15 protein-coding genes are annotated in these 15,622 nt (G+C 70.4%); 8 read left to right on the top strand and 7 right to left on the bottom strand.

Annotated elements, in window-relative coordinates; translation table 11 throughout:
- Genes AC2W7K_RS13575 through AC2W7K_RS13585 form a run of 3 tightly spaced genes read right to left on the bottom strand, consistent with a single transcriptional unit; the run spans position 1 to position 2,308 of the window.
- On the bottom strand, positions 1–528 hold the full coding sequence (locus AC2W7K_RS13575; RefSeq protein ID WP_232623617.1) for a P-loop nucleotide/nucleoside kinase family protein: 528 nt from the start codon (positions 526–528) through the stop codon (positions 1–3).
- Complete coding sequence (locus tag AC2W7K_RS13580) at positions 525–1,697, bottom strand: HRDC domain-containing protein (protein ID WP_198498971.1); 1,173 nt, start codon at positions 1,695–1,697, stop codon at positions 525–527. The genes AC2W7K_RS13575 and AC2W7K_RS13580 overlap by 4 nt, the downstream gene beginning before the upstream one ends.
- On the bottom strand, positions 1,694–2,308 hold the full coding sequence (locus tag AC2W7K_RS13585) for a DUF3000 domain-containing protein (RefSeq protein WP_198500986.1): 615 nt from the start codon (positions 2,306–2,308) through the stop codon (positions 1,694–1,696). The genes AC2W7K_RS13580 and AC2W7K_RS13585 overlap by 4 nt, the downstream gene beginning before the upstream one ends.
- A gap of 135 nt (positions 2,309–2,443) precedes the next feature.
- Between AC2W7K_RS13585 and hemE the strand changes: the two genes are divergently transcribed.
- From hemE to AC2W7K_RS13610, 5 genes are all read left to right on the top strand, one after another.
- Positions 2,444–3,502: a uroporphyrinogen decarboxylase gene (gene hemE, locus AC2W7K_RS13590; protein ID WP_198498970.1), complete on the top strand. Its 1,059-nt coding sequence runs from the start codon at positions 2,444–2,446 to the stop codon at positions 3,500–3,502.
- Positions 3,499–4,926 carry a protoporphyrinogen oxidase gene (hemG, locus tag AC2W7K_RS13595; RefSeq protein ID WP_198498969.1) on the top strand — a complete coding sequence of 476 codons (1,428 nt, stop codon included), beginning with the start codon at positions 3,499–3,501 and terminating at the stop codon, positions 4,924–4,926. The genes hemE and hemG overlap by 4 nt, the downstream gene beginning before the upstream one ends.
- Entirely contained in the window at positions 4,923–5,633 is a 711-nt protein-coding gene (gene hemQ, locus AC2W7K_RS13600; protein WP_198498968.1) for a hydrogen peroxide-dependent heme synthase, read from the top strand. Before hemG ends, hemQ begins: the two co-directional genes overlap by 4 nt.
- 221 nt (positions 5,634–5,854) lie before the next feature.
- The gene (locus AC2W7K_RS13605; RefSeq protein ID WP_486006283.1) at positions 5,855–6,091 is read left to right on the top strand and encodes a hypothetical protein; all 237 of its coding nucleotides are present in this window, start codon (positions 5,855–5,857) and stop codon (positions 6,089–6,091) included.
- A gap of 54 nt (positions 6,092–6,145) precedes the next feature.
- Positions 6,146–6,610: a MarR family winged helix-turn-helix transcriptional regulator gene (locus tag AC2W7K_RS13610; protein ID WP_198498966.1), complete on the top strand. Its 465-nt coding sequence runs from the start codon at positions 6,146–6,148 to the stop codon at positions 6,608–6,610.
- Positions 6,611–6,652: 42 nt separating this feature from the next.
- Here the strand turns inward: AC2W7K_RS13610 and AC2W7K_RS13615 are convergent, their stop codons facing one another.
- Positions 6,653–7,168, bottom strand: a complete 516-nt coding sequence (locus AC2W7K_RS13615) for a GNAT family N-acetyltransferase (RefSeq protein WP_198498965.1) — start codon at positions 7,166–7,168, stop codon at positions 6,653–6,655.
- Entirely contained in the window at positions 7,169–7,597 is a 429-nt protein-coding gene (gene msrB, locus AC2W7K_RS13620) for a peptide-methionine (R)-S-oxide reductase MsrB (RefSeq protein WP_198498964.1), read from the bottom strand.
- Between the two features lie 146 nt (positions 7,598–7,743).
- On the opposite strand from msrB, the gene AC2W7K_RS13625 reads away from it, so the two are divergent.
- The gene (locus AC2W7K_RS13625; RefSeq protein ID WP_198498963.1) at positions 7,744–8,943 is read left to right on the top strand and encodes an alpha/beta hydrolase family protein; all 1,200 of its coding nucleotides are present in this window, start codon (positions 7,744–7,746) and stop codon (positions 8,941–8,943) included.
- Between the two features lie 33 nt (positions 8,944–8,976).
- Here the strand turns inward: AC2W7K_RS13625 and AC2W7K_RS13630 are convergent, their stop codons facing one another.
- A complete protein-coding gene (locus tag AC2W7K_RS13630; RefSeq protein WP_486006291.1) occupies positions 8,977–11,571 on the bottom strand; it encodes a penicillin acylase family protein in 2,595 nt (864 codons plus the stop codon).
- Positions 11,572–11,873: 302 nt separating this feature from the next.
- The gene (locus AC2W7K_RS13635) at positions 11,874–12,680 is read right to left on the bottom strand and encodes a DUF817 domain-containing protein (protein ID WP_486006284.1); all 807 of its coding nucleotides are present in this window, start codon (positions 12,678–12,680) and stop codon (positions 11,874–11,876) included.
- Positions 12,681–12,926: 246 nt separating this feature from the next.
- Between AC2W7K_RS13635 and AC2W7K_RS13640 the strand changes: the two genes are divergently transcribed.
- Together AC2W7K_RS13640 and AC2W7K_RS13645 are read left to right on the top strand one after the other, a co-directional pair.
- Positions 12,927–14,711 carry an N-acetylmuramoyl-L-alanine amidase gene (locus AC2W7K_RS13640; protein ID WP_198498960.1) on the top strand — a complete coding sequence of 595 codons (1,785 nt, stop codon included), beginning with the start codon at positions 12,927–12,929 and terminating at the stop codon, positions 14,709–14,711.
- Positions 14,712–14,829: 118 nt separating this feature from the next.
- Positions 14,830–15,537, top strand: coding sequence for an NAD-dependent epimerase/dehydratase family protein (locus AC2W7K_RS13645; protein ID WP_198498959.1), 708 nt, complete (start codon positions 14,830–14,832; stop codon positions 15,535–15,537).
- Positions 15,538–15,622 lie beyond the last annotated feature (85 nt).

The raw sequence follows: 15,622 nt of genomic DNA on the forward strand, positions 1-15,622 counted from the left end.
CTAGACCTCGGCGAGGGCGCTCGGCCACTTCCGGGCGATCCAGTCGCCCCAGTCCGCTGTCGCCCGCGGTCCGAAATCGCCGGCGGCCTCGGCCGGGGTGGGCTCCTCGAGCAGAGTCCGCCACTCATCGAGCGCGTCCTGCGTGACCGGCCACGCGGTGCTGTCGCTCCTGCCGCGCTCCGCGACGCGGGCCGCCTGCTGCGCGGGATCGATGGCGAGGTACTCCGTGCGAGTCCGTGCCCCGACGGTGCCGGCAAGCCAGCTCAGCGCGATCCGCTCGTCACGGGTCCACAGTCCGAAGTCGAGGACGACGGAGGCCCCGGCGCGCAGGATCTCGACGGCCGTGGTGATGAGTCGGCCTTCGACGACGGTGCGCATCCCGTCGGCCTCCGGGTCGCCGAAGAGCGGTCGCATCCACTCATCGGGGGTCAGCCGCACCGCCGGCAGCGCCGCCGCGAGCTCCTTGGCCCGTGTCGTCTTCCCGGCCCCGACCTGCCCGACCATGAGGACGAGCTCGGGTGCGCTCACGGCAGCGGAAGCGCTGCGAGCGCCGCGCTCAGCGCGGGAGTCGTCAGCTCGACCTGCCACGGCCGCGCCCCGTGCTCCGTGAGGAACTCCGCGACGTCGGTGCGGCCCGAGGCCGCGAGCGACTTGACGATCGCCGGCTGGAGGAGCACCTCGTGGGGCATCGTGTGTGCCGCGGCCACCTCGGCGACAGCGGTCCGCAGGGCGGCGGTGCGCTCCTTGAGCTCCGTGTGGCTGAACGGCGAACGCGGCAGGCTGCTCCGCTCCCGCTTCGGCGGCAGCTCCTCCGGGGTCAGCTGTCCGGCCCGGCGCAGCGCGCGGAAGAGGCGCACCGACTCCGTGCGGGACAGGCGCGGCCAGCGGTCGAGGATGTCATCGCTCGAGCGCACCCGCGCCCGTGCGAGATCGATGAGCTCACGGTCGCGGAGCACCTTCGACGGGGCGAGATCGGTCTCGGCGGCCATCGCGTCCCGGGCCTCCCAGAGGGCGCGCACCTTCGCGAGCTCCGCCCGGGACCCCAGCTTCGCGACGCCGCTCGTGCGCCGCCACGGCTCGGCGTGGACCTTCGGCGTGAACGACAGCAGGTGTGCGAACTCCTGCTGCGCGAACTCCCACTTGCCCGCCTGCCGCAGCTCCTCGGCGAGGATGTCGCGGATCGGCACGAGCACCTCGACATCGAGGGCGGCGTAGTTGAGCCATTCCTCCGGCAAAGGGCGCGTCGACCAGTCCGCCGCGGAGTGCTCCTTGGCCAACCGGATCCCCAGGGTGGCCTCGGCGACCGCGGCGAGGCCGAACTTCTCCCACCCGAGGAGACGGGCGGCGAGCTCGGTGTCGAAGAGGGCGGCGGGCACCATGCCCCGCTCCTGGAGGCACGGCAGATCCTGGGTGACGGAGTGGATGACCCACTCATCGGATCCGAGCGCGGGGTTGAGCGAGGAGAGGTCGCCGAGGACCTCGGAGTCGAGGAGGAACGTGCCCGCACCCTCGCGGCGCAGCTGGACGAGGAAGGCGCGCTGGCCGTAGCGGATCCCCGAGGCGCGTTCGGCGTCGATGGCGATCGGCCCGGTCACCGCTGACAGCGCGGTCGCGGCATCGGCGAGTCCCGCGGCGGTGTCGGTGAGCGGGGGGACCCCGTGGGCGGGGGCGGTCAGGAGCGGTGGTTCGGTAGTCATCGACGGCGCCCGGGCAGGGCTGATACTCCTTCAGGCAGAGGCGGCAGTCCGGCGACTGTGCACAGCAGATCGATCCACGCCTCGAGGTGGTTGCCGATCTCATCGGGGCGGCCGATGATCGGGGTCCACGAGGCGCGCAGCTCCAAGTCTATCGTCGCCGGCCTCGTCGCCAGGGTGCCGAAGCTCTCCGAGAGCACTCGCGTCGTCGTCCCGCCCGCCGCGACGACCTCGCAGTCATTGGAATCGAGCGCGTCCTCGAGCCATGACCAGGCGACATGGCCGAGCATCGTCTCATTGCCGAGTTCGTGTTCGAGCTCCGCCCGGATGTAGGACACGATCCGGAACTTGCCTTCCCATTCCGCGGGGGACTCGGGATCGAAGAGGACGACGATGCGTCCGGTCGCAAGCTCCTCGATGGACTCCCCGCTCGCGGAGAGGAAGGTCTCATCGGCGGTGACCTCGGCGCCGAGGGCGTACGAGTACGGCGCGAGCTTCGCCGGCGCGGGGATCTCCGAGATCGAGACGTTGTTCGTGTTCCGCGCTTCGCGCAGGACCGCTGTCACGGCGGAGAACTCCGCCGGAATCCGGTTGAGAGGTGAGGTGTTGACCACACTGGTCACGATAGAACAGCGGATGCTGTGGGGGAATCATCCACGCCGCGCAGGCGGCGAAGAATCCGCAAGACGCGCCGTCTTGAAACCGTTCCCGGTTGGGCGTGCGGGGCACGGGAATGGGAGGATGGGCCCATGACCTCAACCTTGCTCGCCGCTCTCCGGGGAGAGCCTGTCGACCACACCCCCGTCTGGTTCATGCGTCAGGCCGGGCGGTCGCTGCCCGAGTACCGTGAGCTGCGCCAGGGCACCTCGATGCTCGCCTCGTGCCGCGACCCGGAACTCGTCACGGAGATCACGCTGCAGCCGGTGCGCCGGCACGGAGTCGACGCCGCGATCTTCTTCTCCGACATCGTCGTGCCGCTCCAGGCCGCCGGCGTCGACGTCGAGATCGTCGCCGGGCGCGGGCCCGTCCTCGCCTCGCCGATCCGTTCGCGCGCCGATGTCGACGCGCTGCCGGAGCTCGATCCGGCCGACATTCCCGACATCGCCGAATCGATCGGGCGCATCACCGCCGAACTCGGGGAGGCGACGCCGCTCATCGGTTTCGCCGGCGCCCCCTTCACTCTCGCGAGCTATCTCATCGAGGGCGGCCCGAGCAAGAACCATGAGAAGACGAAGTCGCTGATGATCTCCGACCCGGAGACGTTCTCCCGGCTGCTGGAGAAGCTCGCCCGCATCTCCGCGACGTTCATCGACGTCCAGCTGTCCGCCGGGGCCAGTGCCTTCCAGCTCTTCGACTCGTGGGCGGGCTACCTCAGCCGCCGCGACTACGTCGACCACGTCCTCGAGCACTCGACCGCAGTGTTCTCCGCCCTGGCCGCCCACGAGGTCCCGAGCATCCACTTCGGCGTCCAGACCGGTGAGCTGCTCTCCTCGATGGCCGAGGCCGGGTCGAGTGCGATGGGCGTCGACTTCCGCGTCGACCTCGCCGATGCCGCGACCCGGGTGCGTCCCGGCCAGGCCCTCCAGGGCAACCTCGACCCGGCGCTGCTCTTCGCTCCGTGGGAGGCCCTGGCCCCGCGGGTCGAGGACATCGTCCGCGCCGGTCTCGCCCACGATGCGGGCTTCGTCTTCAACCTCGGGCACGGGGTCCTGCCCGACACCGACCCGGAGGTGCCCGGTCGGATCGTCGCCGAGGTGCACCGTCTCTCGCAGCAGCTCATCGCCGAGGAGGCGGCAGGCACCCGATGAGCAGGATGACGATCGTCGGCGGGGGCATCTCCGGGCTCGCCGTCGCTCACCGCCTTGCCGCCGCACATGAGGTCACCGTGCTCGAGGCCGGCGACCGCCTCGGCGGATGCCTGAAGTCGACGACGCTCGGCGGCCACGTCGGGGTCGGTCTCGACCTCGGCGCCGAGGCGAGCCTCGTCCGCCGTCCCGAGACCCGGGAGCTCGCCGCCGAACTCGGCCTCGACCTCGAGTTCCCCTCGCCCCACCACTCCTCGCAGGTGCTCGCCGCCGGTCGCCTCCAGGCGATCCCGAAGCGCACGATCATGGGCGTGCCCGGTGACCCCGAGGTCGTCCGCGACCTCCTCGGCGACGCCGCCACCGCGCGCATCGCCGCCGAAGTTCTCACCCCCGCGCTGGCCGACCCCGACACCTCGGTGGGGGAGTTCCTCGCCGCCCGCCTCGGCGACGACCTCGTCGACACGCTCGTCGATCCGCTGCTCAGCGGGGTCTATGCCGGCCGGTGCCGCGACCTGTCGCTGGCCGCCACGGTGCCCGCGCTCCTGCCCGCGGCCGCCGCGGGCACCTCGGTGCTCGATCTCGTCACCGCCCTGCTTGCCGCCCGCGACGAGCAGGCCGCGGCGTCCGACGCCGCCGCACCGGTGTTCATGTCCCTCGTCGGCGGCATCAGCCGCCTCATCCCCGCCCTCGAGTCTGCGATCACCGCGGCCGGCGGGCGGATCCGCACGCACTCCCCGGTCACCGCCGTGGAGCGCCGCGACGACGGGACCTGGACGGTGACGACACCGGACGGTGCACACACCGCCGACACCGTCGTCCTCGCCACGCCCGCGCCGGTCACGGCCGGACTGCTCGCCGAGGCGGCCCCCGGTCCCGCCCGCCGGCTCCGTGCGGTGCCCTACGCCTCGACCGCGCTCGTCGTCGCCCTCCTCGACCTCGGCGACGGACCGCTGACGGGCTCGGGATTCCTCGTGCCGGCGGCGGCGGACACGTTCATCAAGGCCTCGACGTTCGCGTCGAACAAATGGCCGTGGCTCGCCGACCGCCTCCCCGAGGGCACCGCGCTCATCCGGATGAGCGTCGGACGCTTCGGCGACGCCCCCGGCACGTGGCAGGAGCTCGACGACACGGCGCTGCGCGACCGCGCCTTCGCCGACTGGCAGGAGATCACCGGACGCTCCGGCGATCGGATCATCGTCAGCCAGGTGCAGCGCTGGGACGATGCGCTGCCGCAGTACCTGCCGGGCCACCTCGGCGCGATGGCGGACCTCGACGCCGATATCGGGACGATCCCCGGCCTCGAAGTCGTCGGCTCGACGTACGCCGGAGTCGGCATCCCCGCCTGCCTCGCCCGCGCCGAGACCGTCGCGCAGAGGCTGAGCCGGCCAGCAGACCACCACCCAACCGAGACGAAGGAGACGCTGTGAGCGACTACACGCAACCCACCGAGGAACAGATCGAGCAGGCCAACCAGGAGATCCGCTACATCGCGTACTCGGTCTTCGCCGCCGCCGGTGAGCTCGGCGACGCCGACCGGGCGCCGCTGGCCGCCGAGGTCGACGAGGCGCTCGCCCCGCTCATCGAGCAGGGGCTCGTCGTCCGCGGCGTCTACGACGTCTCCGCCCTGCGCGCCGACGCCGACGTCATGTTCTGGTACCACGCCCCGACGATCGAGCTCATCCAGGCCGCGTACTCGGCGATCCGCCGGACCCTGCTCGGCGGGATCCTCGAACCCGTGTGGTCGGTCGTCGGACTCCACCGTCCCGCCGAGTTCAACAAGGCCCACCTGCCGGCCCTCCTCACCGACGACCAGCCCGGCTCCTACATCTGCGTCTACCCGTTCGTCCGGTCCTACGACTGGTACCTCCTCGACCCGGGCGAGCGGTCGACGATGCTGCGCGACCACGGGATCGCGGCGGCCGGCTACAAGGACATCAAGGCGAACACGATCTCGGCCTTCGCCCTCGGCGACTACGAATGGCTGCTCTCCTTCGAGGCCGAGGAGCTCCACCGCATCGTCGACCTCATGCGCGACCTGCGCAACACCGAGGCGCGGCGGCACGTGCGCGAGGAGATCCCGTTCTACACGGGACCGCGCCGCGAGCTCGTCGACATCATCACCGACTGGCGCTGAGCACCGCAGACGCGCATGAGGCCGACACTCGATAGGAGTGTCGGCCTCATGCGCGTCGGTGTTTGTGCGCTTGTTTGCTTGAGCGCTTATGCGCGTCGGTGCGGGGGAGCGTTGGGCGCGGGGGCGAGGCGGGGAGCGGCGCCGTGTGCGCGCCGGGCTGGCGGGGGAGCCGGGCCTCAGTCGTCGGTCGGCGGCTGCGGGGTCTTCGCGACGACGTAGGAGTGACCGGCGGCGTCGGTGCGCATCTCGAGGCCGAGGGCGTCGAGGCGCTCATGGCGCAGGTGCTCGTCCTCGAAGTACCCGCCGGGGCGCGAGCTGTCGACTGCGCAGGGCCGACGATGCGGCGGAAGAAGGAGTTGAGCCAGGCGACGCGGCGCTGGGGATCGTGGTGCTCGGTCATGGAGGTCCTCCTCGACAGGATCGCGCCGGGACGGTCCCGGTGGATGCGACGAAACTGATAACTCAATAGTACACTGAAGATTAGTGCGCTAACTAATTGTGGGAGGACACTCATGGACCTGGACGATCCGCTGGCTCTCGAGAGCCAGATCTGCTTCGCACTCGCCGTCGCCTCGCGCGGGGTGATCTCCGCGTATCGGTCGGTGCTCGAGCCGCTGCGCCTCACCCACCCGCAGTACCTCGTCATGCTCGCCCTCTGGCAGCACGGCAGCTTGCCGGTCCGCCGCATCGCCGAGCTGCTCCGCCTCGAACCGGCGACGGTCTCACCGCTCGTCAAGCGACTCGAGGCCCTCGACTACGTCACGCGTGCGCGCAGCGCCAGCGACGAGCGCGTCGTCGAGGTCACGCTCACCCCGACCGGTGCCGATCTGCGCCGGGCCGCCGAGGCGATTCCCGGCCAGATGATGGCCAAGCTCGACATCGACGAGGCGGGGGTGCGCGATCTCCATGCGACGATGACCCGGATCATCGCCGCCGTCGACGCCTCGAACGCGAGGGATTCCTCAGCGGCCTCGTAGACTTCCGGCCCGGGCGGTCCAGGGCCCCAGGGCGACGAACCGTCAGTGAGCCGGGGTCTGAGGCCGCGACATCGGCGTGTGCTCGATGCCGTCCTCGTCGAAGCGGGGACCGTTCGGGGCGAAGCCGAACTCGGTGTAGAACCCCTCGAGATGGGACTGGGCGTTGAGCGTGAGCGGCAGATGCGCGAACTCGGCGACCACCTCGGCGATGAGCCGCCTGCCCCACCCCTGACCGCGGGCGGCCGGATCCGTGACGACCCGGCCGATGCTGCGCGCCCCCGGCACCGCGGCCGGCCCGTCGGCGAATCCCTCCGGGAGGATGCGGGCGTACGCGCGCGGCATCAGGCTCACCCCCGCCTCGGCGCCGTGGGAGTCGGGGACCGTCCCGCCGTCGCCGGGATGGAACGCATGGAGCGTGCCCGGCAGGGTGTCGACCCCGTCGAGGTCGAGGAACACGCAGTCCTGCTCGACGACGAAGACCTGGGAGCGCAGCTGGAGGATGCCGTAGAGCTCGGCCGTCGTCAGCTCCGCGAACGGCTTGATGACGAGCCCGCTCACTTACGCGTCCTGCGCGTCCTCGTTGAGCCGCAGCGAGATCGAGTTGATGCAGTAGCGCTGATCGGTGGGGGTGTCGTAGCCCTCACCGGAGAACACGTGGCCCAAGTGGGAGTCGCAGTTCGCGCAGCGGACCTCGACGCGCTCCATGCCCATCGAGGTGTCCCTGATGTAGCGGACCCGATCCTCGGCGAGCGGAGCGTAGAACGAGGGCCACCCGCAGTGCGAGGCGAACTTCGTGTCCGAGGGGAACAGGTCGGCCCCGCACGCCCGACACTGGTACATGCCCACCGTCGTCGTGTCGTTGTACTCGCCGGTGAACGGACGCTCCGTGGCACCCTGACGGAGGACGGCGAACTCCTCGGGGGTGAGCACGTCCTGCCAGCGGACCTCCTCGGTGCCGTCAGCGGCGGGGGTGGGAGTGTGGCTCATGGTGACCTCCGGTCTCATTGCTCGGTGCGGTGGTGTCCATTGTCCCACCACCGGGACGGTCCGGGCCCGACGCTGCGGCGCCCACGACTCTTCCATGAGGTCAACAGCGTTTGGAGAGATCTCATTCCGTGGGAGAGAATGACACCATGGCACGCGACTCTCAGTTCCCCACGCGCCTGCTGCTGGCCGCAGTCGGCGTCGGCGCCGGCATCGGCGCTGTGATCTCAGTGGCTTCCTCGGGACTCGCCGCGTACTTCGCCCGTCGCATCGTCGTTCCCGAGAACGCCCCCGAAGAGCTCGACATCCTCCACATCGACGGCTTCTCCCCGAACATGCGCATCCACCTCCCGGCCGACGAGGAGACGACGGTGCCGGGCCTCTACGGCCTCTACTTCAACCAGGGGGCCGGGCACGCGGTGATCGGCGACATCGTCGAATACGATCCGCGCTCGCGCACCGTCTCCCGTGAGGTCGTCAGCGTGACCAAGGGCGACATCCGCCGCGCCCGGCACGGCCGCTGGACGGGCGTCGTCTACCCGGACCCGCTCGCGGCGGGGGTGAAGTTCGAGGACATCGACCTCGAATCCGACGCCGGGACGCTGCCGGCCTGGCACCTTCCCACCGACCATCCCGAACCCCGCGACACGTGGGCGATCCTCATCCACGGGCGCGCAAGCACGCGCGCCGAGGGCCTGCGGGCGGCCCCCGTGCTCAACACGCTCGGCGTGCCGGCGATCGCGATGTCCTACCGCAACGACGCCGAGGTGCGCATCGAGTCCTCCTCGCGCTACGGCCTCGGCGACACCGAATGGATCGACGTCGACGCCGCGATCGACTTCGCGCTCGCCCACGGCGCCCGCAACGTCGTCCTCTTCGGCTGGTCGATGGGCGGGGCGATCGCCTTCCAGGCGGCCTCGCGCGGACGCAACCGCGAGCACATCGCCGCCCTCGTCCTCGACGGTCCCGTCGTCGACTGGATCAACGTCCTCGACGGCCAGGCGAAGAAGAACATGCTCCCGACCCCGGTCGCGAAGCTCACGCTCGAGATGATCACTCAGCCGTGGGCGCGCCCGATCACCGGCCTCGAGACTCCGCTCGACCTCGGGCGGATGGACTGGGTGACCCGGGCCGCGGAACTCGATGTGCCCGTCCTCCTCATCCACTCCGACGACGACGAGTTCGTTCCGTCCTCACCCTCGCACGCCCTCGCCTCCGTCCGGCGCGACCTCGTGACGATGCCCCCGTACGTCAAGGCCCGGCACACGAAGGAATGGAACGTCGACCCCGTCCGCTGGGAGGACGATGTCGCGAACTTCCTCGAGACGAAGGTCCTCCCGCACGACTGAGGGCCACGACTGGGGGCACCTCACCGGCACCCGTCACGGCGTGAGGACGAGCGTGTCCTCCGCGGCTGCGGCCACCGCCGCCGGTGAGTACGCCCACCGCCGGGTCCGATTCGCCGCCCAGTCCTCCGTCTGATCGGCGTAGTTCGGGTTGAAGGCATGACCCGAGGCCCCGGTGAGATTGATCCACCGCGAGCGGTCGAAGTCCCCGACGTCGATGATCTGCCGCATCGACGGCACCCAGTCCGTCTCGAAGCCGACCGCGGCGTCCCACCCGGTGGCGTTGACGACGCCCGAGCCGCCGGAGACCTCGAAGGGCCCGCGGTTGAAGAGCTTCTCCACCGCGGTGATCCCCGATTCGCCGAGGCTGGCGTTCTTGATCGTCAGCTCGTGCAGGGTGCCCCATCGCCAGGTCACCGGTTCGGGCCCGAGGAGGTCGGCGGTCCGGGTCCACGCCGACCCGAGCGCCCGGGTGAGCGCTTCGTCCCGGCCGGTGACGTCGGCGTCCGTCCACCACGGCGACTCCGGTTCGGCGAGCAGATCGTCGATGACGAGATACCAGCGGCTGCCCCCGGAGGGACGGACCTCCGCCGGCAGCTTTGGGGCGAACACCTCGGCGAGGATCGTCGAGACGACGACGTTGAAGTACGCGGCCCCCGCGCTGTCTGCGGAATCCCGGCCGTCCCAGGTCCGCAGCATCTCCTGGGCGGCTTCGATGTCGGGGTCGCCGTTCGCCTCGAGCGCGAGCAGCCGGGGCACGAGCGTGTCGGCGAGGGGATTGCGATCATCGCCCTGGATCGCCGCGAAGTCGTCGGCGCTCACCGGGCCCGCCGCGATCGCCTCGGTGAGGAGATCGGTGATCCGGGTCGCCCGGTCCCCGTCGTCGTAGTCGTCGCCGAGGCGCACGGATTCGCCCGGTCGGGTGACGGGGTTGTTCGCGGTGACGATCCACCCGCGCTCGGGGTTGAGGGCCGAGGGCAGCTCGTCGAAGCCGATCCAGCCCTGCCAGTCCTGGTCCGAGTCCCACCCCTGGCGGGGGAGCATGCCGTCGGCGGTGCCGCGGCGGGGGATCTTCCCCGGCGCCTGGTAACCGATGTTGCCTTCGACGTCGGCGTAGACGAGGTTCTGGGAGGGCACGTCGAAGAGTTCGGCGGCGGCCCGGAACTCCTCCCAGTTCGTCGCCTTGTTGAGCGCGAAGATCGCCGAGGCGGTGCGGCCGGGGGTGAGCGCCGTCCATTCGAGGGCGAGCTGGTAGCGGGCACCGGCCAACCCGCTGTCGGCCGACGGGGACTCCGCTCCGGTCGTCGAGTCGAGGACCGTGCGATAAGTGTCGTCGAGGCCGGAGACGATCGGGCCGTGCTTCGTCTCCCAGATCGTCATCGTCCGCGGCTCCTCCTTCGCGATCCGGATCGTCTCCTGTCGCGTGACGACGCGCTCCCTCTCATCGTCGTAGATCGCGTCGGCGTCGTCGATCTTCTCGACGACGAGGTCCGTGACATCGGGGCCGAGATTCGTCATGCCCCACGCGATCGACTGATTGTGCCCGATGACGACCCCGGGCAGACCCGAGAACGAGAATCCCGAGACGTCGAACGGGCACGCGGGCGTGACCTGGGAGCACCTCAGCCCGACCTGGTACCAGACCGAGGGCATCGCCGGGGACAGGTGCGGATCGTTGGCGAGCAGGGGCGCACCCGTGTCCGTGAGCGCACCGGAGACCACCCACGAGTTCGATCCGATGTCGCGGCTGTTCATCCCCAGCAGGCCCGGGATCTCCCGCAGGCGGGCATCGAGTTCGCCGAGGTCCTCCGGCAGGGTGCCGTTGGACGCGGGGCCGTTGGACGCGGGGCCGGCGTTGGGCCCGCTGTCAGGGGTGAGGGACCCGCCGGCCTTCGGGGCGCTGTCGTTTCCCGCCGAGGTGGTGGCCGGGTCGTCGGATCTCCCCGCCGAGGTGGTGGTCGGGTCCCCGGATCGTCCCGCCGAGGTGGTGGTCGGGTCCCCGGATCGTCCCGCCGAGGTGGTGGCTGGGTCGTCGCCGGAGTCTGTGGTCCCGCCGGTTGCGGACTGGCCGTCGGGGGGATCGTCGGCGGGGGCCGCCGGGGCGTCACCGGGCGGGCCGTCGATGATCGTCGGTCGCTCGTCGTACGGGTAGTCAGGGTAGATGTCGGCCATCTGCTCCTCGGTGAGCGCCGCGCTGGTGATCGCCCGGTCGATCTCGTCCTCGAGGTTCGACCGCAGGTCCCACGCCATCGCCTTGAGCCAGGCGACGCTGTCGGCCGGGGTCCACTCCTCGATCTCGATCGGTCCGGCCTGGAGACCGAGGATCCCGTATTCGAGGGAGACCTCGGTGGGGGAGCGATCCTTGAGGTAGGCGTTGACCCCCTCGGCGTAGGCCTCGTAATAGCCGAGCGTCGTCGCATCGAGCTGGGCGACCTCCTCCTCGGCGACCTTGCGCCAGCCGAGCGTGCGGATGAAGGCATCCGTGCCGTACTGCGAGGGACCGAAGTACTCCGAGAGCCGCCCCGCCGTGACCTTGCGACGGAAGTCCATCTCCCAGAACCGGTCCTGGGCGTGGACGAATCCCTGGGCGAGGAAGAGGTCGTGGGAGGTCGAGGCCTCGATCGTCGGGATGCCGCTGCGTCGCGGGTCACGGTGACCTGCGCGTCGAGACCCGGCAGGCTGATCTCACCGTCGGTCGTGGGAAAGGAACGGCGGACGACGACGATGCCGAGGAGGACGGCGAGGAGGGCGAGGACGACGAGACCGGCGAGGACGCGGAGGACGATTCTCCTGCTCAGGTGAAGATAGGTGCCCGACGGCGGGCGCATGGCCGATTCGAGTGCGCTCGGCGCGTCCGGTTCCGCGGCAGCCATGAAGTCCCCTTCGACGTCGTTGGTCCCGAGTATAGGTGCTCACCGGGCCGGCGGCGCTGATCAGGAGGGGCGGTCGGCGGAACCGCGGTGCGCCGTCGTCTCCGGGGGCCGGGGCGGGTAGACGAACGTGACGAGGACGACGGAGATCATCATGAGGAGGAACCACGCGACGAGCTTCGTCACGGGCACGAGCTCCCAGCCCTCGGCCTGCGAGGGGTAGAGCCACGCGCCGGCCGCGGTGCCGATGTTCTCCGCGATCCAGATGAAGAACGCGACGAGGACGAAGGCGAGGAGGATCGGCATGCGCAGGGTGCGGGTGTGGACGCGGAAGTGCATGACGCAGCGGAAGTAGACGATGACGGTGGCCGCGACGAGGAACAGGCGGATGTCGATGACGAAGTGGTGGGCGAAGAAGTTGACGTAGATGGCCACGGCGATGAGAGCGGTGATCCACCTCGGCGGGTAGTGGCTGAACCGGAGGTCGAAGAGCCGGTACACGCGGACGATGTAGGAGCCGACGGCCGCGTACATGAACCCCGTGAACAGCGGCACCGCGCCGATGTGGAGGACGCCGCCGGGGGCGTAGTTCCACGAGCCCACCGCGGTCTTGAAGAGCTCCATGACCGTGCCGAAGATGTGGAAGAGGACGATGACGAGGAACTCGCGACCGGTCTCGAGCCGGAAGGCGAGCATCCCGATCTGGATGAGCACGGCGATGATGACGAGGACGTCGTTGCGGGCGACCGGCGCATCGGCGGGATACCACCACGAGGTGAGGATGATGGCGGTCAGCATGAGCGCCCCGAAGAGACACGCCCAGGCCTGCTTGATCCCGAAGGCGAGGAACTCGCGCAGCCCGCGGGACACGGATGAGCCAGCGATTGGCGACGGTGTCGAGGAGCGCTTCGAGCCGCGTGAGCTCACGACTGCGCTGAGGGTCGCTGGGCTGGGGCATGGAGGACTCTCACGGATCGGGCGGGAGGGGACCACAGAAGCCTACCGCGCGGTCATTTCGGGCGGCGAACCTGCGCGGATTCGGTGTGAGAGGGTTCACAAGTCACTCTCAGCTGAGGTATCGTCGCAGCCGTGACCGAGCGAGGAAGCAGGATGCCCATGAGAGCTCTCTCCCTGACCGTGACCGCCGTGACCACCACCCTCATCGCCGCGTCGATCGGCGTGCCGGCGCTCGCCGCCGACGCCCCCGATCCCGGACTCGGCTCCGCGCCGTCGAGCAGTGCGCCGCCGAGCAGTGCTCCGGCGGGCGGCGAGGACGACTCCGCGCCATCTCCCGACCCCACATCCGCGCCGTCCTCGGCGCCCGCCTCGGCGCCGGATGCATCCTCCCCGGACTCCTCCACCGGCTCCACGGCAGGCGGGGGAACGGCCGTCGACACGTACTCCGCTGCCGTCAGCGACGTCGAACGGATCGCCCTCGACCCCGCCGAGGTGACGATCCTCGGCGCCCGCTGGAACGGTGAGGACCCCGGACTCGAGTTCCGTTCGGAGACGAACGGAGCCTGGACCGGCTGGGAGGACCTGCCGGCCGCAGATGACCCGGGCCCCGATGAGTCCTCGCCGGAGGCCGCACAGTCCACCGACGCGGCCGGGGAGTCCGAGGCCGTTCCCGTCCTCGACTCGACCGCGGTCGAGGTCCGCGCCTCCGCCGCCGGTGCGGCGACGACGGATCTGACGATCACGACCGCCGCGACCCCGGTCACCGACGCCGACGAATCGCTGGCGAAGCGACCCGATCCGGGATCGCCGTCGGGCCTGTCCCCGCAGAAGTACAACGAGGGGCTCAAGGCCAACATCATCACCCGCGCCGAATGGGGTGCGGATGAGAGCCTCGTGCGCTGCCAGTCGGATCAGACGTCGAGCGCGAAGGGCGTCTTCGTCCACCACACCGCCGGGTCGAACTCGTACTCCGAGGCCGAGGCGCCGGGCATCATCCGCGGCTATCTCGCCTACCACACGCAGTCGCGGGGCTGGTGCGACATCGGCTACAACTTCCTCGTCGACCGGTTCGGCAACATCTACGAAGGCCGGGCCGGCAGCATCGACAAGGCGATCACCGGAGCGCACGCGTCCGGGTTCAACTCCTCGACGATCGGGGTGAGCGTGCTCGGCACGTACACGGGATCGGCGCCGAGCTCGGCCGCGCAGAAGGCCGTCGAGCGCGTCATCGCGTGGAAGGCGAACACGTACGGATTCTCCCCGACCGGATCGATGACCCTGACCTCCGGCGGAGGCGGGACGGCCAAGTACCCGGCAGGGCAGAAGGTCACGCTCAAGACCGTCTCCGGGCATCGGGACACGAGCTACACGGACTGTCCGGGCGGGGCGTTCTACTCCCGGCTCGGGGCGATGAGAACGAATGCCGCGGCGCTCCAGGACGACCTCGGCTACTCCGTCGGCGGGGCGATCGGGTCGTACTACCGCGCCAACAAGGCCGCCACCGGTGAGCCCACGGGCCCCGAGCGGTCCCTGTCGAACCCCGACGGGGCGTACCAGTTCTTCCAGAAGGGCGTCGTCTACTGGTCGAAGTCGACCGGCGCCCACCTCAACAAGGGCGGCATCCGCTCCGCGTACGCGGCGCTGAAGTACGAGAAGGGGCTGCTCGGATTCCCCACGACCGACGAGGTGACGTTCACGTACCGCTCCGATGCCGTCTACCAGGGGTTCGAGCACGGCATCATCACGTACTCGGCGGCGACGAAGGGCCAGCCGCTCAGCTACGGGATGCTGAGCAAGTGGAAGGAACTCGGGTGGGAGCGCAGCCGGCTCGGACTGCCGACGACCGGCGAGTTCTCCTCCGGCGGCAAGACCCGCCAGAACTTCGAAGGCGGGTACATGACGTTCACCGCGAGCGAGGGCGTGCGCGTCTTCTACTCGAACTGAGCGGGGCGCGGTCGGGTCTCCGATTCGGCGCGGCCTGCGCGATCGTCGCTGGACAGTCGTGTCTGGGCGGTCGTGTCCGCGCAGTCGTCTCGGTGCGCCGGGGTCATAGACTGGGCCGATGCGCATCCTCCTCTTCGGTGCCTCCGGTTGGGTCGGCACGCATCTGTCCGCCCACCTCGGCGCCGCGCACGAGATCATCGGCGTCGTCCGCTCGCTGCCCGACGGTCCCGTCGCCTACACCCCGCTCGTGTGCCCGGACTGGGTCGATCATCCCGAGACCGTCAAGGCGGGGCTGGCCGACCTCGGCGCTGAGGCGGACGCCGTGATCGCGGCGATCGGCGGCTGGTCCGTCGGTGACCCGGTGCTCGCCCGCGGGCTGGCCGCGTTCGACGAGGATTATGCCTCTCACCTGCGCGGACACTTCACCGCTGCGAAGATCTCGGCCGACCTGGGCGTGGGGACGCATCTCGCCCTCAACGGGGTCGCGAGCATCGAGGCCCTGAGCGGATCGGGGGCGATCAGCGTCTTCGGCGCCGCCCAGTCGATGCTCATCCGCGTCGCCGATGCCGAGACCGCCGACGTCCGGTTCCGGGAGCTGACGATCCTCGCCCCCGTCTCCGGTGATGACCGCAACGACCTCACCGGGGGAGTGGAGACGATCGACATCGCCGAGGTGAGCGCCGCCGCGGCAGCGATCCTCGAGCGTGGCGGGATCGCCTCCGATGAGTCCGGGCGCACGGGTTCGCCGGGAGGAGAGGGCTCGTCGGCAAGCGCGGATTCGTCGGGTGGCGAGGAGATCGTCACCTTCCTCTCACCGGGGCGGTGATCGCGCGCCCGGTGGCGTGTGTCGACTGCGTCGGCGCGGACGGGACGACCGACCGCCTCGGCGGGGTCACTCCATGGACGACGCC

Source organism: Brevibacterium sp. LAARM2_SD2 (genome assembly GCF_057364785.1).